The organism is Legionella qingyii (genome assembly GCF_003184185.1).
Genome location: NZ_QHJG01000023.1, coordinates 1 through 23,172, shown reverse-complemented (window position 1 = coordinate 23,172; position 23,172 = coordinate 1). Strand labels below are relative to the sequence as shown.

Below are 23,172 nucleotides of genomic sequence, written 5' to 3'. Positions count from 1 at the left end.
AATAACTGACTTTGCAGCCTGGGTGAAGCAAGTCACTTGAGATATTGTGCAAATCATTTCAGGTTACACTGTACTCTACTCCGGCTAAAATAAAAGTTTTCCGAACTATTTGGTGAGTTATCTTGAAAAGCATTGGTATTAAGTATCAACTGAGAATTACCACCCTGATTCCAGCCTTTCTAGTCGCCCTGCTTCTCGCTATTTTTTATAACGGACTGTTTGGTAATGACTTAAAACAACATATGTCCCGCTTGGGAGAAGCATATATCCGCCAATTACTCCCCGCAGCGCAGTATGCGATGCTCCGGCGTGATGATCGTACCTTACAGGGTTTAATTAATGCATCCACAATTAATCCGGAAGTAATTGCCCTTGCCTTTTATGGTAGTGATGGACAATTACTTGCCTATCGCGGTGGAAAGCACTCTTTGAGTAAACCATTTGATCCACCTAAATTTACGGGGGATTACATTGAAAGCAAGCAAATTAATCCTTTTACGATCAATTTCATCGCACCAATCACTATTCCCAAATTTAATCTTTATTCCAATTCAGCATTCAAGAAGCTCCTAAGCCCCATGGCCACGCGGGCGGATGATATTTTAGGGTGGTTATCTATTGATATTGATACGCGCTCGATGATAATAAAACGCTATCAAATGCTCATTGTAACCATTTTTATTACTTTATTTGGTTTGCTGATGGGATTAACCATTCATTATTTTCTCTCCAAGCGTATTTATTTACCTATTTCCCGCTTGCGTCGAAGCATGAAGCAAATTTTGCGCAATGAATTTGAAACAGAAATAAAAACAAGCAGTCCGGGTGAATTAGGCATTATTGAGCAAGGCTGTTCGCATTTGCAAAAAAAATACCTCGAAACAATTCGTGATTTAAATCAACATATTGAAGTAGCTACTGAAGATCTACAACAAAGTCTCGAGTTACTCGAAGAAAAAAATATCGAACTCTCCCTTGAGAAGAAAAAAATAGAAGAAAAAAGCCGACAAAAATCTGAATTTATTGCCAATATGAGCCATGAAATCCGTACCCCGATGAATGGAGTGATTGGTTTCACGAATGTGTTATTGGAAAGCAAACTGGATCCATTGCAATTGGATTATGTCAAAACGATCAAAGCTTCTGCGCAAGATTTATTAGGAATAATTAACGACATTCTCGATTTTTCCAAAATCGATGCGGGAAAACTTCACCTAGATTGCATCCCGTTAAATATTCGTCATTGTATTGATGAAGTTCTTACCCTTGCAGCACCCAATGCCCATAAAAAAGGAATTGATTTAATTCCTATAACCGATGTCAATGTACCCAAGATTGTGTTGGGCGACCCCTTCAGAATAAAACAATTTATCACCAATCTGGTGACTAATGCCGTTAAATTTACCGATCATGGTTATGTATTAGTCCGCACTAAAGTAGAGCAGGAAACGGATAAAGATTACACTTTATGCATCACGATTTCGGATACCGGCCTGGGTATTTCTACTGAAGATCAAAGTAAATTATTTACAGCGTTTAACCAGGCCGATACAAGCATTACTCGTCGTTATGGCGGCTCGGGCCTTGGTTTGGTTATTTGTAAAAAACTGTGTGAAGAAATGCATGGCCGTATTTCCTTTACCAGTGAACTCAATAAAGGCTCAAGCTTTACCGCTCATATCAAAGTTGAAAAGCTGGCAGCCTATGAAATCGAAAAAAATCAAATACACCCCTTCGCGCATTTTAAAATGTTGTGCTTCGATGATAATTCACTGCACTTGGAAGCACTATGCAACGGCTTGGGTTATTGGGGAATACACTGTGTCCCAGTAAACTCATTTAACCACCTAGAGAAGGCTTTGGAGAATAACAAAGACTGTCAAATTGCGTTCCTCAACATCAATAAGGGTTATGAGCAAAAAATCAGCAAACTCATCTCAGAACACAATTATTTCCCTTATGTATTGATTTCCAAATGGCTCATTAATGATTATACCGCGCTTGGTGCCCAAGGCTTTTTATATAAACCAATTAGCATCCAAAAACTTCAAGACGTTATTGAATCACTTACCAGCCAGGAACAGGTTGAAAAACCAGCAAATCATGAGTTGGATAACTTAAGGGAACAATTGCGTTTTATGCGACCTGATTTGCTTATAGCCGAAGACAATCCAGTGAACAAGATGCTGCTTAACTCTTTATTAGGTACTCATGCAAACATGACTGCGGTTGATGACGGTGAAATGGCAGTATCTGCTTGTAATGACAAAAAGTATGACCTCATTTTACTTGACTTACAGATGCCTAAAATAAATGGATTAGAAGCATCCCGTCTCATTCGTCAAAAATCACAACTTAACCGCCATACGCCCATCGTTTTAATAAGTGCGAATGGTAATGATGTGAATAGTATTGATCTGAAAAAATCCGGAGTCGATTTTTGCTTACAAAAACCTATAGATGAAAAACAATTACTGACTCACATCATCCGCATTGCCGATAAAGCAAAACATGCTGCAATTGATTGGCAATTGTGTGTACAAAAAGTATCAGGAAATCAAGCGCTTGCAGAAGAGTTTCTTGCCCGATTTGTCGAAGAGTTACACAAGAACCGTGAAGAATTCATCCAGTTAATGCATGATAAAAATATTAAAAAGCTAGGGGAAGTGGCGCATAAGCTTCATGGCGCATGTTGTTTTTCCGGAGTACCCACATTACAGAAAAAAGTAGTCCATGTAGAAAAACTAGCCGCACAAGCCGCCTCAATCGAAGAATTAGCGACTCCTTTTGCAGAATTAATTCAAAGCATTGATGCTGTAATTAGTGAGTACGAAAATCAAAAAATAAGAATTTAAATGTTTGTTTATCCCCATTTCTTCCAACTCCCGCGGGAGTTCGATGGCGATGAGCAATGACCTTTAACCAGGAGAAAGAATGACTATAAAAAATGCGATATATGCTCAATCAGGTGGTGTCACCGCCGTAATTAATGCTTCTGCGTGTGGCGTGCTGCAAACCGCCAGGTTATATCCGCAACACATTGGCAAACTATATGCAGCCAAAAATGGAATTATTGGTGCATTACACGAAGAGCTTATTGATACCTCACTGGAAAGTGATGCCGATATTGCCAAATTATTGCAAACTCCTTCTGGGGCATTCGGTTCATGTCGCTACAAACTCAAGGATGATGGCGCAGAATATGAACGTCTGATTGAAGTGTTTAAAGCTCATAATATAGGTTACTTTTTCTATAATGGTGGTGGCGATTCACAAGATACAGCGCATAAGATATCGCAATTAGGGACTAAAATGGGATACCCAATCACGTGTATTGGAATACCCAAAACTGTAGATAATGATCTTCCCTTTACAGATGCCTGCCCAGGGTTTGGTTCGGTCGCTAAATATGTAGCGGTATCAACCAAAGAAGCAGGTTTTGATGTTGCGTCTATGGCTGCATCCTCAACAAAAGTCTTTATTCTTGAAGTAATGGGACGTCATGCAGGATGGATTGCAGCAGCAAGCGGATTGGCCAGCCAACATCCTGATGAGCCTCCCCACATTATTTTATTGCCTGAAGTCCCTTTTCAACAGGATAAATTCCTGAGTAAGGTTGATGAATGTGTTAAAACCTATGGTTACTGTGTGATTGTCGTTTCAGAAGGAATTCGTAATACAGAAGGCAAATTCTTAAGTGATGCAGGACTTCGTGATGCATTTGGTCATGCTCAATTAGGCGGTGTTGCACCAGTCATTGCCCAGCTCATCAAAAGCGAACTGAATTATAAATACCACTGGGCTGTCGCAGATTATTTACAGCGTGCTGCGCGCCACATCGCCTCCAAAGTGGATCTGGAACAAGCTTATGCTCTTGGTAAAGCAGCAGTAGAATATGCCATAAAAGGTCAAAATGCCATCATGCCCATCATCATTCGCGAGCAAGATGAACCGTATCAATGGTCTATTGGCCATGTTCCATTAGCCGATGTTGCCAATCAGGAAAAAGCGATGCCTGCGGAATATATCGGTGCCGATGGAATGAGCATTACCGCTGCATGCAGAAGATACTTGTCGCCACTGATTCAAGGCGAAGCCTATCCAGACTACATTAATGGATTACCTGATTATGTGCGTTTAAAGAATCAATTAGTTCCCAAAGTCCTTAAATAGGATTCAATTTGTAGCCTGGATGAAGCGCAGTCATCCACGCTACAGTGCACAATTTATTGAAAATAATCCCATTTATAAATTAAGCAACCCATCACTTCATCTGCTACAATTACAACAAAGGCAAGTAAAGAGGACTTCCTTTTTTAGCCAAGGCAGGTTGTATTTGGCCTATTTGAGTTGTAAATTATTGATAAATGGCACTTTATTTGCATGTTTATCGTTGTACCAATCATTAGGAGCAGATAATGAAACAAAAAGGCTTTACTTTAATTGAATTAATGATCGTGGTGGCAATCGTTGGTATTCTTGCCGCAATTGCTATTCCTGCGTATCAGGATTATGTGATTAGAGCACGTGTTACCGAAGGGCTAAGTATCGCCTCTTCAGCAAAAACTACTGTTTCTGAAAACGCGTCAACTGGGGCTGCCGATTTAAGCTTGGGTTGGAGTTTTACAAATCCAACAACTAATGTACAAAGCGTAGATGTTGCTGGAGCTACTGGGATAATAACCATTACTTATCGTGCGACAGCAAACAATATAGTCTTAACGTTAACTCCACAAGCGAATGGTGCAGCGCTGGTTCCTGGAACACCACCAACAGATCCAATTGAATGGACGTGTAGAGTAGATTTACAGGCCAATGACCGATACGTCCCCGCAAACTGCAGAATTTAATCGTATCTTTTTTAAAAAGCCGCTTTTGGGCGGCTTTTTTATTGTAAATTTAAATTAACCAAGAGTTGAATATGTCACGTAAAGATCGTATTGAAGAATTAGTAAATCAAGAACTGGTTCCTTTTTATTTAAATGTTGAAGATGAATCAGGCAATCATCATGTTCCTGAAGGGGCACAAACTCACTTCAAGCTCACCATTGTTTCGTCACGATTTACCGAGTTATCGAAAATTGCACGACATAGACTGTTAAATCAATTACTGAAAGAAGAATTTGAGCTTGGATTACATGCTTTAAGCATGCATTTATTTACTCCTGATGAATGGGAACGCAGCGGCAACAGTGTTTTAAATTCTCCAGCCTGCAAAGGCGGTTTTAATAAAGAACGCAGAAATACGTAGTTTTAATCATTAGTAAGTTGTACGACCGCATATACTTCACCCAGGCGGTCCTCTTAATTCAAATCAACAAGAAACGGCATGCTTTTTGCTTTTTATTCATGAGGTTAGGACACCTCTTTTTATAATTTGAAAAGGATTCATAATGAAAATAGAAGAATACAAAGCTCAATTTCTCGAATTTACCGAACAAGCGATGAAACTCAGCAACAATTTCAAATCAAAAAATGATTTACAGCAAAAAGTAATGAGACTCAGCAGCCAGGCAGTTGAATTTTATAACAAGAACAGCGATCCCAAAGAATCTGATTATCAATTAAAAATTGAAATTTTTCTCGATTTCGATAACTTTTTAAAAACCATTAAACGAGATGTATTATTTCAATCACAAGATAAAAGAAAATCTATTTTTGCGAGTCCGAAACAAATAAAACCGTCTGATTCCTATGAGACGGTATCCAGTTTGGATTGCTCAATAACTCTATGATTTTAAAAGATTATTGACAGGTATTTTTAGCTATCAAATCACTCTTGAATTTGATTCAAAAACCTGTCAATAGCAATACAAAAAAGTATGTAGCTTGTAACTTGAAGAGATTATTGGTGCGCTAGAGCCGCTTGATTTTCATAAAAGTAACAAAGGTTATTGCTTTATGATAAAATAAACAGTAACGCCCTTCACCAACTTCCTATATAATGCCTTGCATTTTTAATGAGTCGTTTTAATTAATGAACAATTGGTCTTCTGAAAAAATATCTGTATTCGCTTTGGTCTTACTGATTACCGGTGCAATCGATAGCATTAGAAATCTCCCCGGTACCGCCCTATTCGGTTCCTCGTTGATTTTTTTCTTTATCTTTTCCGCAATTGTTTTCTTAATCCCTGTTGCTTTAGTAGCAGCCGAATTATCCTCCACCTGGTCTGATGAAGAAGGTGGAATTTATAGTTGGGTTAAACATGCGTATGGCGAAAATTTAGCCTTTTTTACTATTTGGCTGCAATGGATCAATACATTAGTCTGGTATCCAACCATTTTATCCTTCATTGCAGGCGTGATGGCCTATTTAATCAATCCTGAACTAGCCCAAAATAAATATTATTTGATCTCAGTAATCCTGGTTATATTTTGGTCATTAACACTCGTCGCCTTATCTGGATTACGCGCTTCAGCACACTTTGCAGGTCTTTGCGCCATATTGGGAATGATACTCCCCATGGGATTTATTATTCTGCTTGCGCTAATTTGGGTTATTAAAGGTAATCCTATAGCAATTGATATGAGCTTGTCTCATTTAATACCACACTGGAAAGACAGTCAATCCTGGGTATCACTCACGGCGATAATGACTTCATTTTTGGGTATGGAGCTCGCCGCAGTACATGTTCGTAACGTACATAAACCACAAACAAATTTTCCTCGGGCAATGTATTTTTCAGTATTGCTTATCTTAACCACCATGATTTTTGGTTCTTTAGCCATCGCGTTTGTACTGCCAAAAGAGAAAATCAGTCTAATTGATGGAGTACCTCAGGCTTTTAATAACTTTTTCCAGGCATATAATCTGGAATGGCTTTTACCTATCCTAATCGCATTACTTCTATTAGGGAGTTTAGGTAGTATGATCAACTGGATAATTTCACCAGCTAAAGGCCTGCTCATGGCAGCCAATCATAACTTCCTTCCAAAATTTATGTGCCAATTAAACAAACGCGGCATGCCTTCTCGAATATTAATCACCCAAGCAATTTTAGTGACGCTTTTATGCAGTGGTTTTCTGTTATTTCCTAGTGTGAATGCCATCTATTGGTTATTTACCGCCCTAAGCACCGAGCTCTACATCATGATGTATGTACTGATGTTTATCGCAGCCTGGAAATTAAAAAGCAAGTATGCACACCTTGAGAGACCTTTTGCGATACCTGGGAAAAAATTCGGTTACTATTTGACCTGTATTTTGGGCTTGTGTGGATGTACTATGACCTTAATTGTAGGTTTCATCCCGCCAGTTGAATTTATGAACTTTGGTAGTGCCGCACATTTTCGCCTGGTTTTTTCTATAGGAATCGCGCTCATGATGATGCCCGCATTTTTACTGTACTGGCGTAAGAAATATATTACAAAATCATAATCAGTGTAGCCTGGGTGTCCAGGCTACAAATTCCAGCTCAATCTTGTTATAACTCATCCTTTTCTTCTAATGAAATAACTCGAGCTTCATGTTCCAACATAACCGGAATATCATCATGAATCGGAAATGCCAAACGATCGAATTTACAAATAAGTTCTTGTTTATTTAGCAATAATTTTCCCTTACATAAAGGACATACTAATATTTCCAATAGTTTTTTATCCACAAAATTCTCCTATGAGACTAAGTCACTTTATTTCGTACATATACGGGTTGCGCTTGAGCAGCAGAAACAGGTTTTTGCGCAGAACACTGAGCAAACTGAATCATGGCTGCCGCAGAAGGATTCATTATTATTTTATCACTTATTTGTGATTTAATTTCGGGAGTAAAATCATTCCAATATAAATCTATTCCCGCTCCGGCAAGAATTACAGGGTGCTTCTCAGGGAGGCTAAGTTCATGCACTGGATTAACGTTCTCCTCTGCTTCCCACTGATTCTCGGCAAAATAAGCCCAATACATCTCATGCATACGCGCATCTAACACCGCCAATACGGGTGCAAGGTTCATTTTATTTTGCTGACGAACTGACCAAGCAATTGCAACGAGGCTACTCACTGGAATCAACTGCAAATCATGAGCATAAGCCAGGCCTTTTGCAATACTGCATGCAATACGTAAGCCGGTAAAGCTACCAGGTCCTCGACCAAATACTATGGCATCCAGCTGGTTCATTTGTAAACCGGCAGTCACCATCAACTTATCGATCATCGGTAAAATAAATTGCGCATGTGTTTTTTGATTACTTTGTTCCTCACAAAGTAATTCTTCTCCAGTTAACAAAGCCACACTGGCTGTTTCTGTAGATGTATCAATCGCTAACAGTTTCATAATCCAGCTCTAATTCTTTAATAAAGTTAAGCACTTTTTGTTCATCACGCGTTTTCGGTAATTGCGGCAAGCTGGCCAGGATACGCCCGCCGTAATCTCTGCTGGTCAGACGAGGATCTGCAATCATTAAAACACCTCTATCGGTATTATCGCGAATTAAACGCCCTACCCCTTGCTTTAAAGCAATTACAGCCCCAGGTAAAGATAACTCATCAAAACCCGACAGACCTTTTTCCTTCAAATAAGCCATCCTCCCACGAACCACCGGATCAACCGGGCTAGAAAACGGTAATTTATCAATAATAACACAAGAAAGAGCTTCACCTTTCACATCCACTCCTTCCCAAAAAGTTGCTGTACCCAATAAAACAGCATTACCTAATTGCCTAAAACGTTCCAATAAAATGGGTTTTGCCTCGGTTCCCTGAATTAATAAGGGATAGTTTAAAATATTGCCCATCATTTGAGCAACTTGTTTTAACGCTTTATGACTGGTAAATAGAATAAAGCAACGACCGCCCAAAGCTTCAATGAGAGGAATGGCTCGAGATACTAATAATTCATAATAGGTTGAGTCCTTAGGATCGGGTAATCCCCTAGGCAAATACAACAACGCTTGTTGTCGATAATCAAAAGGACTCGGCAATAATAAAGTCTTGGCTTCAAACAATCCTAATGGTTTACAAAAACAATCAAAAGAGTCTGCTATCGTTAAAGTGGCTGAGGTAAACACATACGTATTATCTTGGCGCTTGAGTAAATTACTGAATGGCTCAGCAACATCATATGGAGTAACATGAAAAACTAAAGTATGTTTAAAACGCTCGAGCCAACGTATTCTATTATTACTTTCTTGGGTAAAAAATAATAAGACTCGAGTCAACTCCATCAAGCGCTCTTTACAGCGCGCAAGACCAGGATATTCAGCAAGTGAGAGGTCGCTGAAACATTCCATCACCTCGTCTTTTAATGCCAACCACTCAGTCCAGGCATTCATAAAGGATTTGTTGTGTTTTATTTCTTCCCAACTGATTCGCTCATCCATCCTGGGTAAACTACTCAATAACTCATCCATTAATTTGTCTGCTTTATGACTTAATGCTTTCAAAGGTTGATTTGCAAGATCTACAACAGGCCATTCTTTAATAAGATCATCTAATAAATCTCGAAATTGACGTGTTCCAACGCGCTCGCCATTAAAATGAGTGGCTATTTCAGCAAGTTGATGCGCCTCATCAAAAATAACTACATCAACACCAGGTAATAACTCTCCAAATCCTTCTTCTTTCAAGCGTGAATCAGCGAAAAAGAGATGATGATTAATCACGACTACATCAGCATCCAGTGCACGTTTACGAGCCTTGAGTAAAAAGCATGTTTCATGATTAGGGCATTCAATACCCAAGCAATTATCCACTGTTGAAGTCACATAATGCCAAACTGGAGAATCTTCACTCAACTCAGGCAATTCAGATCGATCGCCATTTTTCATTTGTGATAATTTACTGCGTACATGTGCGACTTCATGGGCACATTGTGGGGTTTGAAATTGCCCCTCTTCGGAGTGCAATTCAACGCGATATTGACAGATATAATTAGATCGGCCTTTGAGGTTTTGGATCCGCGCGGACAGCCCCATGGCTCTTACTAAAGTGGGTAAATCTTTTTGATAGAGTTGATCTTGCAAGGTTTTGGTTGCTGTAGAAATCAGCGCTTTTTTTCCACTTAACAAACAAGGGAGCAAATAGGCAAACGTCTTGCCGGTTCCTGTGCCCGCTTCAGCAATTAAAATTGATTTCTCTTCAATTGCCGTTGCAATTGCCACAGCCAAATCGGACTGTGGCTTACGCGCCACAAAGCCCGGAATAGCAGTGGAAAGTCGTCCTTTCTCACTAAAAATTCGCTGACATGATTCAGCAAGCGAACTGATTTCTACCACTCTTTTTGTAAATACTGAAGTTTATCCTTAACCTCATCCCAATCTTTGGCATCAGACAGCGCATCTTTTTTGGCTGTAATATTAGGCCATGTTTTAGCAAGCTCTGCATTTAATTCTTTAAATTGCTGCTGTTCGGAAGTTAAATCATCTTCAGAAACAATCGCATTGACCGGGCATTCCGGTTCGCACAAGGCACAATCGATGCATTCATCGGGATGAATTACCAAAAAGTTCGGTCCCTCATAAAAACAATCAACAGGACATACTTCAACACAATCAGTGTACTTACACTTAATACAACTTTCTGTTACTACAAAAGTCATGATAAACCTTTCTTATACTGGAAATAGTAAATATTAAATCATAAAACAGACTACTTAAGATAGTAGTTTTCTTAGTAATTACATCATCTAAAGTGGACCTAATAAACTAAAATGTCTTAATGGCTTTATTATAAATTTTTAAAAATCAATATGATACAATTATCCACCTTCTGATCACTTTTAATCCTTGAAACATAAAGAGGACTATGCTGTAATTTTACGCAATTTTTAAAATTACTGATGCGAGTGATATTTGAAATCTCACTAATTCTTTCTTAACTTGTCACACGGAAATGAAATCTCATAGTGAATATAAATATTAACTCCATTTTTTTTGATTTTTGACATTGGAGTACCCGTGAGATTAAAAATAGAACCAATTAGTGCGAAACACCGAAAGCTAAGAAAGCTAATACAGGAATTTAATAAAATACCCGCCGAAGATGAAGTCCAACGTTTATTCCAGTTACAAAAAATCAATTATTACATCAATGCAACCCCCATATCTGAGGGAGAATATAAGTGGCTTGCAGCAAAAGATAATGAAAGTTGGCAAGCTCATCTGGAAGCTCATGGAATAAATCCTGACGGTTCGTTCCTTTTCAAAGGGTTCCAATTTGCAAATGCTGTAGCAAAACACATAGCAAAGCCTGAATTAAAAATACAGGAAGACGAAGACATCTACCAGCTCATGCAAAAACGTGATGCATTATTAAAAAGCAATGCGCCTTTTGACAACCATGTAAAAGAACAATTTTTGGACACAAGTTATCGTCTTAACCTACTGGCAGAGCGCGATGCCGTTCTCAAAGCCAATCTGGATGAACATGCGCAAATTTTACACCTGGCCAAAGAAAAAATCAGTGCAATTAAGGGTGATAGCGACCTAAGAAGTTCTGAGTATATGACAGAACCTCTAAGCAAAAAACAGGTCAATAATTTCAACTATAAATTCAAAATGAAACGCTGGGAAAAATATCTTGTTTTTCGCGTAGAAGATCGAAATGATTTGAGTTTTGAACAAGATCTTCACTCGTTTCCAGTAGCAAAATATTTCGTTAATGATGCTGCTCTATTTATGATGCAATTCAAAACTGAAGATCATCAAGAAATTGAATACAAACCAGTGGTAATAAGCCAATTTGCTGAGCAGGGAAGTTTAATTCACGTCGCAAAAAAACTAAACGGGGCCTCCCAACAAACAATCGCGGCAACAGCAAAATATTATTTTAATCAGATTAATGATTTTTGCCTCAAACTCAAAGAAGCAGGTGCCTATCATCCTGATATTAAATTAAGTAATTTTTTGGTACACAAAAATAAACTACTAGTCAGTGATCGCAAAGCTTTTGTCCGTTCCCCTAACCCACTTGCCAATAACCTACGCTGTTCTCCGCGTTATGCCCCACCGCAATATCTGGCTTGTCTCGATGAGGAATGTGAGAATTACTCGCGTAAAGCACGCACGACTCTCATCGACATAGAACAACTGATGTCATATCAAATGGGTAAAGCCCTCAAAGAATTTCTGATCGTGGCCCAACTTGGTAAAAAACCCAAAAAGACAAGTGAGGAACAAGGTAGTGTACTCGCTCATTTTCATAAGCCCAATCGTGCCATTACCAACTTGTCCATACTTATTGACGAACTAACACGTTATGAAGAAGGAAATAGGCTTACAATAGAACAGTTCACGAGATTGCTACCCTTTCTTAATCATAAGACCGACGATTTCTATGAACATCTTGAACGGGAGTTATCTTCAGAAACCTTGGGTATTGATCGTGAATTAAAAGAGGTTAAAAAACTCCTGGACTCCAATGTGTTTAAAGATACAAACTATTTAGAGCGAGCAAACGTAGTTTTTTCTGCCATTTCAGATCGCAATCCTACAGAACCTCGTCTAAACCATATCGCTGAAAAGTTAGCAACAAAATGTTATCAAAATTATTCAAAAAAATATTTTTCCGGAATTTCTCAAGATATTGAAGCGGCCCTTTTACTCAATGATTGGAATTCTGCAAGCTGGTGGAGAAAAATGGTACATAGTCTCTCCTTTGGCTTTTTCAGAGTTGCAAGAGTAACCACAGCAGACATGATAAAGATTCCACTAGATTATAATGATCAAAACTTTCGAACTCATTTTATTCAATTTGAATTCTTGCCACCAGAAGAACTCGATAGTTTGGGCATTACTCAAGCAAATAACTTTAAAGAGTACTTTAAAGTACATTTTGATGAGATAAGAGCATTAAACAACAGTGAGTCAATCCCTGAGGATGAACAAAGAGTTGATACGCCAAAAGCCGCCAAGGAAGCCCAAGACACGCCTCTAATCTCCTCAAAAGAAAAGGATGAAGAATTAGATGAGGAGCTTCTACCTTCTGAAACGATGGTTGTAAAGAAAAATACTAAAAAATCAGAAAACAAACTTCCTTCTTTGAAAAACTCGGCTGATGTACCTGCCACCGAGCCCCAAAAATTCACGTCTCAAACCGAAGAGAAACCGCAACATATGAGAAAAACATCTCTTACTCTTACAGAAAACTATAGATTTTTTACAGCGCTTGCAAATGGTTTTAAGGACGTAGATGATCCACAGATTAAAAGAAGGTCTATTCATCGAGTCGGCTCCACCCTCTTCCGTGGGGAGATAAGATCACGACATCCACGAGTTGAAGAGATTTTTCAGCAGCCGTTGTCCCAAGCAGAAAATCACCAAGAAAGCGTGGGTGTCAGTATATAACAATAAAAAATATAAAAAACGCAGGGAAGCGCGCTCATTATCCAGTACTTGTTTTTTCGACTTAAACTTAATAAAAAAATCAAATCACTCTAGAGTCTGTTGACATTTCATTTGGTCCGCCTACTTTATGCGCGGGTTCGATACAAAGACACACTAAAATGTACCTGTTTTTAATGCCGCCTTTACTGGGTTCCGCGCAAAGCGCGGAACCCAGGCTAATGAAGCAATTGTAAACAGTCCCTAGTTTTCATCTGTATTTGTATTGATTATTATACGGAAATCCCTAATGTACTTTTTGACCAAAAAGGTAAAAGTTGTCTATATTTATAAATAGGTCAAGTTGGTTTAATAAGGATATAACCAATGGAGTTGGAGCAAAAAAACAGGATTATTAAACGTTTTTTAGAAGAAGAAAGTGAAAATCCTGTTACAGTGGAGCTGCAAGATCTAGATCTGGCTCTTTATACCGATCTGGACAAGTTATTAGATCATATTGATCTTCATAATAGTGGCTTATTTAACCTGCAAACTCTGGAAACAGACCAGGATCAGTGGCGGGAGTTTTGTGGTGTCATTAAATATTCGGCTACTTTTGAAAAAGAAGGCTCCCCTCCTCTATTAAAAAGCGTTGATCTCAAAAAGGCAGAGGAAGGTATACGCTACACCCTGAACGCACATGACATTATTCGATTACCCAAAGATAATTACTACGAACGCCCAACCAGTATACCTCAAGATGTTGATAGCGAGTTAGATGATTTAGTAGTCAATAGTAGAGCAAAGCTTTATACCCTGATACAAACCTTTCCAGAAACCAAACCGTTTGATGCATCCGACTCATTGCAAATCACAGCATTAATTCAACGCTATGAAGAGGAAATAGCACGGCTATCTGATAATAACTCAGAAAGAGAAAAAGCAGAAAAAAAATTAAATATCTTAGTCGATCTCAATAAATTAAATGAATTAAAACGAATTATTATTCCACAAGACAATGGAGCGGACCTCTGTTATTGCACCTTGCAAGAAAACGCAGGTGGTGTAACAGAAAAAATCTCGTTAATCAGTCTTGATAGTGTAAAACGGCAGTTACGTCATCTATGTGATAGAGCGGAAGATTTAAATATTGAAGACTATAATACTGAGAGAGAGCACTATAAACTGAGTACTCAAGCCATTATAAAATTACCCAAACATGGTGATATTAAAGAAGTACAACATGAAGCCATGGCACTCAATATTTCCCGATTACTGGAATTAGATACGACTGCTGCGACCACAATTTCCCATAATGGACATCCTGCATTATTTATTCCTTTCGAAGATATTCGTTTACTTAGTGAGTTTTCTTTAGGAAAAACATTTTATGCATGGTTAGCAGGAAAAACTTATACTCATTACTCAACCATTAAAGCCTTGGGTGAAGGCTTTCAAGCTGATTGCTTTATTAATGATTTTGGTAATGTGCTCGGTTTGCTTTATCTATGTAGTGATACCGATACAATAGGCGGCAATTGTCAAAACAAAGCATTAAGACAGGCGAAATCACTTTTTATTTTTGATCAATCGATTATGGATACCCACAAATTTATTCTTGATTCACGCTTGTGTCTTATACCTGGAGAATTTCTTATAAAACATACACGCCATGGTTTGGGACGCAATCGAACCATTATTGAAGATTCATCCATGGATTCCAAATTTCAAAGTATCGTGCAGTTGCGCTCAATAGGCGATAAAATAATTCAATATATCAGCCATATCGCATGGCAGCATCACAAGCAACAAATCCGAATTAAACGACAATTTAAAAAGCCACTAAGCATCGAAAAACAAAGTGAATTAACTACTTATTTAAGCGACTTGATCGTTCTTGAGAAAGATGCAGAAACACTACGAACAAAAATAATGGAACGCCTTAAGTCTATCGACGATATGCTGCCACAAACAACAGAAAATGCCGGGTTTCTTGAGATAAAACAAGCCTTAATTTTTGAAAAATTACTGCATAATCCCATATTATTTAGTGACGATGGCCGACCATTTAAATATCCATGGACACACAGACAACAGAATAAAATTAAGAAAATAGATGAGCTCGGTGATGACATAATACAATTGACTTTTAGTGACAAAGTCTCTGTGGCCATGCTGGATTTTATTAAGCGACGTGGTGGAGGTGATTCGATTACCACTACCTCTGCCAAAACAATAACCCTAAGTAAAGTTCATTTGGCAGCCTTAAGAGAAGACTTGCTCCATCCCGAGCATCAATTAGTCTTCGAGCCGTCTACAAACTATTTGGACCCTGCAGATTTGGCGATAATCAAGGAAGCTTATAATGCCGGAAACAGAAATTATATTATGAACACGATTAGAACCTATCGTGAAAAAATGAACTCCATGAGTTCCACTGATGAAAAATTGAAATGCATTATTGAGACTGAGAAACAACTCAAAGAACTCATTGATACAGCCTACGATAAAGGTTTTGGCATGCACGTCATTAAAAAATTCTTTTTTGACGCACAACAACAATTACAAAAGCTGATGCCTCCTTTAAAAACCTCAATAAATCTAAATGCAGCATTTAATGCTGCTTTGAAGCTGGATAGAGTATCTGAATTTAATGCGGTAGTATTAGAAGCGGTAAAACAAGATAAAATTACAAATCAACTATTCACCGGCTTTCTCGACGAATGCGTCCTCAGAGCAGGAATAGCAACAAATTACACTCAAGCACAACATGAAAGTCGAATGCTCTCGAGTTCTGCAAAAAAAGTGATACTTCAACTAGAAGCACTTTTAATGCCCTGGATGCGCGTTTTAACAACAAGTTTGCAACAAAATGAATTGAATTACACTGAATCAATAGATGTCACTGAAACAAAGCAAGAGAAAAAAGAACCATCAACATTGGATAAGATACAAGAAGAACAAATAAGAATGTCATGTAATTGATAAGTCAAGGAGACTTGTTTACTAAAATGCAGTTAATGGAGCTACTATGCCTATACATGAGAGACGTCAACATTTTCGAGTAGAAGATCACATTTATTTTAACTACCGAATTATGGAACCAGGGGAACTGTGTCCTGATCGCACAGTTGTGGATCAACTTTTGGGAAAAAATGGACAACGATACCTTGAGGCAGCGCATTATTTTCAAGAAATTGATTATGAGTTGGCTGAACTAACCCAAGTCATTGCACTAAAAGAACCAACCATAGCCCATTACCTTAACCTGCTCAATGCCAAAATAGACTATTTATCACGACAAATGCTGATGACAAATACCATTCAGCTACGCAAGGTCAATATCAGTCTAGGTGGGATGGCATTTAAAACACCTGATCTCATTAAAGAGAAAACGCTGTTAAAATTGGTAATCTATACTAAACCGAAAATGATACCCATAATCGTTGAAGGGACTGTAGTCTATAGCCAATACCAAAACGAAAATACGTACCGTACAGCAGTATCGTTTAACGGATTAACTAACGAGCAGGAGCAAATTCTATCTCAACATATTTTATTGGCACAGGCAAAACATCGTTCAGATTAAAAATAAATATTTTTAAGTACACAATTGCCGAATAACACGTAAACTATACAAGTTTATATGTTGGAAATATGAGGCAAAACATGACCAGAACAGTATATTGCTGTAAGTTAAAACAAGAAGCCGAAGGCTTATTAACCCCTCCCTTCCCTGGAGCATTAGGAGAACGGATTTATAATGAAGTATCAAAACAAGCTTGGAATATGTGGCTATCCCATCAAACCATGATCATCAACGAATACCGTCTGAATTTAATGGAAGCTAAAGCCCGTGAGTTTTTAAAAGAAGAGATGCAAAAATATTTTTTTGGTGAGGGCTCTCAAAAACCTGCAGGGTACACTCCTGAATAAATCAATATATTAGACAATGGTTTCTCTCTGCTGAAAAATCAATGTACTTATGGGACTAGCACTAAAATTGGTGCAGCTCATCCCATAAGATTGAAAAAGAAGTGAAACTCCTCCTGAGTCGGAGGAGTTTGTGTAATTAAGATTTAACATAGGACATGAGAATATTGGATTTAAACACATCAGAGGTTACTTGCTGCAACGCATGAAGTGTTCTTTGAGAATTCCCAGTAATCAGTTTGTTATTAAACGCCATAATCGTTCTTAAAGCATCAACCCGCATTAACTCGAGATCATCATTCTTTGTGATAAGCTTCATATCCTCAATAAACTTATTAATGGTGTCACTGTGTTTGCCCTTAAAAAATGAAAAGAAAGCACGACAATGTAAATTCTTATTGCTTTCGATGCTTTTTATAAGTGCTGTAAGTTTACTCTTTAACTCACCGCTATCTTCATCTGCCAGATTTTTCATATTTTTGAGGACAATATCCTTAAAATTGTGTTGTTTAACAGAATTCACAAGGGCAGCACCCTTTAGGATTTTATCGATTCGAGAAATATGAGGAGCTATATCGTCTTCCTTCTTTAAATTATTCTCATAATCAAGAACGTGCATATTGCGTATATGCAGTAATTGTTTCTCAGGAATGTTTGAAAAATCTTTGTTGAGCAACCGAGGTAATATTGCATTTAAGAAGCCAACATTATTTGTTTTTAACAATTGTACTACTGCAACGCGCTGATCGATGCCCTTAAATTGCTCCGCTTTTAACTTCAAATGAACATGTTTATTATAAAGATCTATAATTTCTTCAAACAAATCTGGTTGTTTAAACGCTTCTAATTCTTGACTATGAAGAGCATTTAAATAACGACCAACTTTTGCCTTGTTTTCTTCTATAATGTCTCTGGAAAAGGCCATGAACAACTCTTTGCGGAACGCATCTAGAGCTGCATTTTTATCATTTCCAGTTAATTTCATATAAGTGGCTTCTAATGTAGAAGCATGAATGCCTTTATAAACACCCCTAGGATCTTTCTTATAAGCCAATTCCAGCAGTTCTTTAAAAGACGTTCGTCCATAAACCTCTGCATAGAGTTCATTTTGTAAAAATCCAGTAACAAAACCACTACCGGTCTGATAGTGCGGCAGATAGCGACTATCACCGTGATGAAAAATAGTTATATTTTGAACATCAGAGCTAATGGTAGTAATGACTGTCCCTTTCTCACCTCGAGGGGTTCGGAATCTTGAGCGCAAATGAGGATTAACCGGTAATTCATTAATTGGTAAATTAGGAAAGACTAAACTGGCTATCTTACGAGTATATTGGGTTATCTGCTCTTCATACTCTTTTATAGGTGCATTTTTTTCATCCATCATTTTTGCTGGAATTTCAGCGCCAATATATAGAATATCATTGGCATAAAATACACGGATGCGAGGTGGACGAACGAGGTTCCAACCAAACTCTTTTAATGCAGATTGCCAACTAGTAAGATCCAATGAACGTTGATTATCTCTTAAATCATCACAAGTTACTTTTCCAGTGATAACAAATGTAGTGGTGCCATGGCATGGTACCTCAGTCATCCCTTTAACATCTTCTGTAGCCTCAGGCATAAGGAGTTGCGTTTTTTCTGGATAAATAATTTGTTGTTTTTTCTTATCGTCTCTTAAAGCACCAGTCGCCACATGAATTTGAATATCCTGGTTTTCAGTATTTAAACCCTTTATAAGCTCAGCAACTCCTTTTTGTATTGATGCATCGTTAGTTACATCGACATTCTGATTTATCAATACAGGCTTTTTCCCCTTGGAAAATAATGTCTTTAGGAAGGCAAGTTGTAAATCGCGAATTTGAATTTGAGAAAAACGCTTGTTCGAGAAAACTTTATCATCGCCGTGCTGAAATCCTTGAACCACGGAAAAATCACGCTCATGAATTAAGCCATCCAAATTCACTCCATCAGCAATTAATTTTTGGGTGACATCTTCATTTTCAAAACGAAAAATATTGGCACGTGCTTCATCTCTGTCAATATCTAGGGTCTCTGGTCTTAAGCGATTATCAATCAAAATAATTTGAGCATCAGGGTCAAGATTTTTGATTTTGATTGCACGATGAAGATTAGCTGGTCCACTGCCTATAAATACATGAATAGTCATCACTTCTCTCTTAAAAATTATTGAGCAAGAGCGAGTCCATTCACTAAACATCATAATGACAGAATATTTGATTCGTTTTAGCTAGGCGTGAATAATACACTATAAAACCTTAACGATTTGTTAAGAGTGATCACTAATTGTAAGAATTTGATTCTTTATAAAAATTAAGGGATAGATTTCTTGTAATATGAGTATTCCAAAATGTTTCGATGTGTTTCTAAATCCAGTAAACCCGAGATAGATACTGTATAACCCTAGACATACTGAGCGAAAATTTTCACAAGGGACGAATCGAGAGTTATTTAGTTAAAAAAATTAATAAGAGACAAATCCACTCAAAAGGTTTTGCCCCTCGTTCCATCTCTACATGATGAAACATACTCAAAATCGAAATTAATCTTCCATTTTGATCTTGAATTGATCATAAAGAGATAAAATTAATAAATAAATTCTAATAAATTATGCGTAAAAGCAATTTGATGCAAAAAAACAAATGAAATAAATAGTTAGAAATAAATCCTCTTGTAATAACAATAATTATTTTTTCAAAAAAATTTGCATTCAACACTTGACTCAAAACGTTTATCGGAGTTTAATAGCAACCCTCGGGGCCAGATAGCTCAGTCGGTAGAGCAGAGGACTGAAAATCCTCGTGTCGGCAGTTCGATTCTGCCTCTGGCCACCATGAGAACCCGAGTATAACGATTTATTGCCTCTTTCCCAATTACAGGGGCACTCACATTTAACAGCAAAGCACCCTAACACGCACTCTCTAATTTTCTAAATTTCTAAAACCATAAGCCCTTCGCTGAATGAGTTTCATTTTGCGATGAAAGCCTTCAGTTATTCCATTAGATTTGCTAAACCGCCACATTCTAGCCACCTCATCTTTCCAGGCATTTAGAGTTTTGCCTAAAGAGGCTAAGGCTTTAAATGCGCTTTGTTTTAATTCAGACAACATATCCAGGAATGTTGGGATTACTTTACGACATGCTTTTTGGGTTAATGCTCTCTTCATCAAGAGCGAATGCAGCTGTTGCTGGAATTGATAGATAGCCTCAATTGCTGGGTTTTGAGTTAAAAAAGCATCTCGTTTGGTTTTCTTCTCGTAACTTAAGTTATCGGGTCTTGTTCTTAGTAACGCCAGGATACCTCTATTGCTTTTTATCTTGTTCGATAGCTCTCGATAAGTCATCATACATTGATGCTGTATTAATCGAATTACATGGAATCTATCGGCTACTATCATTGCATTAGGAAAGTACTTTTTTACCAGAGAACGATAAGTGCTACTTAAGTCCATACAAATCACTTTAACTCGTTCTTTCCCAGGAAGCGGCATTAGGTACTCTTTCAAATCACCTTCACTTCTCCCTTTCACTACATCAAACACTTTATGTTTTCTTAGGTCACATAAGGTAGTTGCGAATCCTTCTTTCTTACTAAAAAAATGTTCATCAATACCCAAGACTATCGGACAGGGTTTATTTATTAACTCTCTATGTTGTTCTTTATAATGACGCTGATACCAGCGTTCTATCGTCGCTTTGCCTTTCTTATAACGCGCCGATAAGTCTTTTTGAGATACTCCTCGACTATGCTCATGAAAAACTGCTGCCTGCGCTCGCCAAGTCGCGCGTTGATGTTTATTGATGCCGGGGAATTGTTGATTACTATAGCGGCTACACGCATAACAATACAACTTATACGCTTTAAACCTTAATATACTTCGCCTATGGCCTATTAACTCATGATCAACCTTTCGTATATACGAGGCTTTCTTCCGTACTTTCTTACTTTGACAGTGACTACAACGCGCTAATCGGTTGTATCTTACATCTAATAATAATGGTTGATATCCGCTCACTTTTACTATGGAAAATCCAGGTAAATTTAGGATAAGATTGTACTTCGGCACTTTAATCTCCTTTTGATCGCTAAATCAAGGACTTAGTCTAGACTAATTTGATTAAAGTGCCTCCTCAAATGGTGTAGAGCCCATTATTTATAGGTTGCTGACTGGTTTGATTATTCGATTGATTAGAGTTATTTTGATTGGATTGTTCAATATCTGTTTTGGTACCCTTTACATGAGAACCTGCTTGCGCAAATTCATTTAGTTAGCATTAGTATCCTATTTAATTTAAACATAATCTAAATTTTGTAACATGCAGTGAAAAAAGCAGAGAAAGGCTCAGGCCTTGAATTTTGAATTAGCCATAATGCAAAATTCGAGGCCTTTACAAGGCTATCCTATTTTGTTTCAGATATTAAAGAAGATAGTGATGAAATTAAAGCCCCTATAAAAGAAGCGACATTTAATTGCAATCAATTTAGCGGAGCGAATTAAATATTTAGCGATTTATTCGCTCTGCTTAGCAACTATTCCTTAGAAGGAAATTTTTCAATATGACATTCGCCTTTGCGACCATAGTATGATGCAAACTGTCCATCAATCCAGACCACATAACTCACACAACCTCCTGCAATAATTCGTCGTAAAAACTCAGAATAATCTATTTGCTTTTGTTGAATACTACGTATTGCAGCATTAATGGTTTCCACATCAAATTGCTCGGTCAAACATGGGCAGTCTGAAAATGATAACCGTTCAATATATGTTTCCCCATTTTTAGCATAAAAAACTTTTTCTAGACGAACAAGATCTGCATAATATCGTTCAATATCAATACCTATGAGTTTTTTCACGGTCTCAGGAAATGAAACTCTGCCTTCAAGAGCTCCTATCGTACATTCATGAATTATTTTGCTGTTCATTATTCCCCCTATTCAATTGGATGTTTGAGCATCTGGTGATGCTTGGCAAGTTTTTTTAAAACGGTAAGGAGCATTTGTCGCTCAGATTCTGTCAAAACAGAAAAAAAATTTTCATCATTCTCATCAGCAAGAGCAACTAGCTCAGGAATTAGAGAAATTGATTTAGTAGTCATAGTGATGTCCTGATATCGACGATCCCCTATTGCTTCTTTACGAGTAACCAAACCCTTATGAAGTAAACGATCAATAAGCTTTGATATAGCACCGCGAGATAACCCTGTTAATTCTGCAACTTTACTTGGTGATGTTGTATCATTATCACTATACATTTCTCTCAAGATAACCCATTCTGCGACTGTAATATTGCTTGAGTCGAGTTTTCGAGCAAAGGATTGCGAGACATTGTTTGAAACAAGCCGCATCCAATAGCCAATGTGAGAAGTTAACTCACTCACCTTAATTTTAGATATTTTATTCATTATTAAAGCCTCCAATTGCAATATAGTTTACTAGGAAACTATTGTCAAGGAAACAAATAACATAAAGTACATCTAGTTAAGTGTATTCAGATCTATAATTTTTATGGAAGAGGAAAAGTTGGCTGGGGAAAATTTGCATATTTGAATACGACACTGTTATTCATCGCAAGATATTTGAAGTGGTTTTCTGCGAAAAAATTTATCATAAAATCAATTAGGATCTGTTGATCATTGCTTCATTAGCCTACCATGAGTAAACGGCATTCAAAAGCTGCTAAAGAGCCATGGGTTCTTGTGACCTCCCTACCTCAAGCACAAGATAATCCAAATCACATAGTCAATATCTATTTAGGAAGAGAAGTCATAAAAGAACAATGCCATTTTCTCTATTTCTGAATTAATGCTTGCAGAGGAGTTATTGCGCCAGATGATTGTAAATACACAACTGGAGCAAGCGATGAATAATTTCGTGTGGATCTCTCAGGCATAAAGCCTGAGAGATGGTCACAAAAAGTGACCATTATTTTTAAAAAAAGAATAATTTTTTTTGAAG

General features: G+C 37.6%; 20 protein-coding genes and 1 tRNA gene. 13 read left to right on the top strand and 8 right to left on the bottom strand.

Features of this window, described 5'->3' with window-relative positions; all coding sequences use genetic code 11:
• Positions 1–119 precede the first annotated feature (119 nt).
• From letS to DGG96_RS14225, 7 genes are all read left to right on the top strand, one after another.
• Complete coding sequence (gene letS, locus DGG96_RS14255) at positions 120–2,855, top strand: two-component system sensor histidine kinase LetS (RefSeq protein WP_110143325.1); 2,736 nt, start codon at positions 120–122, stop codon at positions 2,853–2,855.
• A 79-nt stretch (positions 2,856–2,934) separates the two neighbouring features.
• Complete coding sequence (locus DGG96_RS14250; RefSeq protein WP_110143324.1) at positions 2,935–4,173, top strand: 6-phosphofructokinase; 1,239 nt, start codon at positions 2,935–2,937, stop codon at positions 4,171–4,173.
• 19 nt (positions 4,174–4,192) lie between these two features.
• Positions 4,193–4,447, top strand: a complete 255-nt coding sequence (locus tag DGG96_RS14245; RefSeq protein ID WP_110143323.1) for a hypothetical protein — start codon at positions 4,193–4,195, stop codon at positions 4,445–4,447.
• Positions 4,419–4,850 carry a pilin gene (locus DGG96_RS14240; RefSeq protein ID WP_110143322.1) on the top strand — a complete coding sequence of 144 codons (432 nt, stop codon included), beginning with the start codon at positions 4,419–4,421 and terminating at the stop codon, positions 4,848–4,850. The genes DGG96_RS14245 and DGG96_RS14240 overlap by 29 nt, the downstream gene beginning before the upstream one ends.
• A gap of 71 nt (positions 4,851–4,921) precedes the next feature.
• Complete coding sequence (locus tag DGG96_RS14235) at positions 4,922–5,251, top strand: BolA family protein (protein ID WP_110143321.1); 330 nt, start codon at positions 4,922–4,924, stop codon at positions 5,249–5,251.
• 142 nt (positions 5,252–5,393) lie between these two features.
• Entirely contained in the window at positions 5,394–5,735 is a 342-nt protein-coding gene (locus DGG96_RS14230) for a hypothetical protein (protein WP_110143320.1), read from the top strand.
• Between the two features lie 242 nt (positions 5,736–5,977).
• The gene (locus DGG96_RS14225) at positions 5,978–7,378 is read left to right on the top strand and encodes an APC family permease (protein ID WP_110143319.1); all 1,401 of its coding nucleotides are present in this window, start codon (positions 5,978–5,980) and stop codon (positions 7,376–7,378) included.
• 46 nt (positions 7,379–7,424) lie between these two features.
• On the opposite strand, the gene DGG96_RS14220 is transcribed toward DGG96_RS14225, so the two are convergent.
• The 4 genes from DGG96_RS14220 to fdxA are packed head-to-tail and all read right to left on the bottom strand — an operon-like array spanning position 7,425 to position 10,534.
• Positions 7,425–7,604, bottom strand: a complete 180-nt coding sequence (locus DGG96_RS14220; RefSeq protein ID WP_110143318.1) for a Trm112 family protein — start codon at positions 7,602–7,604, stop codon at positions 7,425–7,427.
• A gap of 17 nt (positions 7,605–7,621) precedes the next feature.
• Complete coding sequence (tsaB, locus tag DGG96_RS14215) at positions 7,622–8,272, bottom strand: tRNA (adenosine(37)-N6)-threonylcarbamoyltransferase complex dimerization subunit type 1 TsaB (protein WP_110143317.1); 651 nt, start codon at positions 8,270–8,272, stop codon at positions 7,622–7,624.
• The gene (locus tag DGG96_RS14210; RefSeq protein ID WP_110143316.1) at positions 8,253–10,211 is read right to left on the bottom strand and encodes a DNA repair helicase YoaA; all 1,959 of its coding nucleotides are present in this window, start codon (positions 10,209–10,211) and stop codon (positions 8,253–8,255) included. Before DGG96_RS14210 ends, tsaB begins: the two co-directional genes overlap by 20 nt.
• Complete coding sequence (gene fdxA, locus DGG96_RS14205; protein ID WP_110143315.1) at positions 10,205–10,534, bottom strand: ferredoxin FdxA; 330 nt, start codon at positions 10,532–10,534, stop codon at positions 10,205–10,207. Before fdxA ends, DGG96_RS14210 begins: the two co-directional genes overlap by 7 nt.
• Before the next feature lie 358 nt (positions 10,535–10,892).
• Between fdxA and legK7 the strand changes: the two genes are divergently transcribed.
• The 4 genes from legK7 to DGG96_RS14185 all read left to right on the top strand — a co-directional run bounded on the left by legK7 (position 10,893) and on the right by DGG96_RS14185 (position 17,192).
• Positions 10,893–13,280: a LegK7 family Dot/Icm T4SS effector kinase gene (gene legK7, locus DGG96_RS14200; RefSeq protein WP_110143314.1), complete on the top strand. Its 2,388-nt coding sequence runs from the start codon at positions 10,893–10,895 to the stop codon at positions 13,278–13,280.
• Positions 13,281–13,643: 363 nt separating this feature from the next.
• Positions 13,644–16,241 (top strand): hypothetical protein, encoded by a 2,598-nt coding sequence (locus tag DGG96_RS14195; protein WP_110143313.1) that lies wholly within the window; start codon positions 13,644–13,646, stop codon positions 16,239–16,241.
• A gap of 46 nt (positions 16,242–16,287) precedes the next feature.
• On the top strand, positions 16,288–16,845 hold the full coding sequence (locus DGG96_RS14190) for a PilZ domain-containing protein (protein ID WP_110143312.1): 558 nt from the start codon (positions 16,288–16,290) through the stop codon (positions 16,843–16,845).
• Positions 16,846–16,925: 80 nt separating this feature from the next.
• The gene (locus DGG96_RS14185; protein ID WP_110143311.1) at positions 16,926–17,192 is read left to right on the top strand and encodes an oxidative damage protection protein; all 267 of its coding nucleotides are present in this window, start codon (positions 16,926–16,928) and stop codon (positions 17,190–17,192) included.
• Between the two features lie 136 nt (positions 17,193–17,328).
• Here the strand turns inward: DGG96_RS14185 and DGG96_RS14180 are convergent, their stop codons facing one another.
• Positions 17,329–19,362 carry a hypothetical protein gene (locus DGG96_RS14180; RefSeq protein WP_110143310.1) on the bottom strand — a complete coding sequence of 678 codons (2,034 nt, stop codon included), beginning with the start codon at positions 19,360–19,362 and terminating at the stop codon, positions 17,329–17,331.
• Between the two features lie 609 nt (positions 19,363–19,971).
• Here DGG96_RS14180 and DGG96_RS14175 point away from each other — a divergent pair.
• Positions 19,972–20,047: transfer RNA gene (locus tag DGG96_RS14175), tRNA-Phe, on the top strand.
• Between the two features lie 87 nt (positions 20,048–20,134).
• Here DGG96_RS14175 and DGG96_RS14170 read toward each other — a convergent pair.
• From DGG96_RS14170 to DGG96_RS14160, 3 genes are all read right to left on the bottom strand, one after another.
• Positions 20,135–21,280 carry an ISL3 family transposase gene (locus DGG96_RS14170; protein ID WP_110143309.1) on the bottom strand — a complete coding sequence of 382 codons (1,146 nt, stop codon included), beginning with the start codon at positions 21,278–21,280 and terminating at the stop codon, positions 20,135–20,137.
• Positions 21,281–21,744: 464 nt separating this feature from the next.
• Complete coding sequence (locus tag DGG96_RS14165; protein WP_110143308.1) at positions 21,745–22,140, bottom strand: DUF1398 family protein; 396 nt, start codon at positions 22,138–22,140, stop codon at positions 21,745–21,747.
• A gap of 8 nt (positions 22,141–22,148) precedes the next feature.
• Complete coding sequence (locus tag DGG96_RS14160; RefSeq protein WP_110143307.1) at positions 22,149–22,619, bottom strand: MarR family winged helix-turn-helix transcriptional regulator; 471 nt, start codon at positions 22,617–22,619, stop codon at positions 22,149–22,151.
• A gap of 249 nt (positions 22,620–22,868) precedes the next feature.
• Here DGG96_RS14160 and DGG96_RS20895 point away from each other — a divergent pair, with 249 nt between their 5' ends.
• Complete coding sequence (locus DGG96_RS20895) at positions 22,869–23,015, top strand: hypothetical protein (protein WP_158618888.1); 147 nt, start codon at positions 22,869–22,871, stop codon at positions 23,013–23,015.
• Positions 23,016–23,172: the final 157 nt, after the last annotated feature.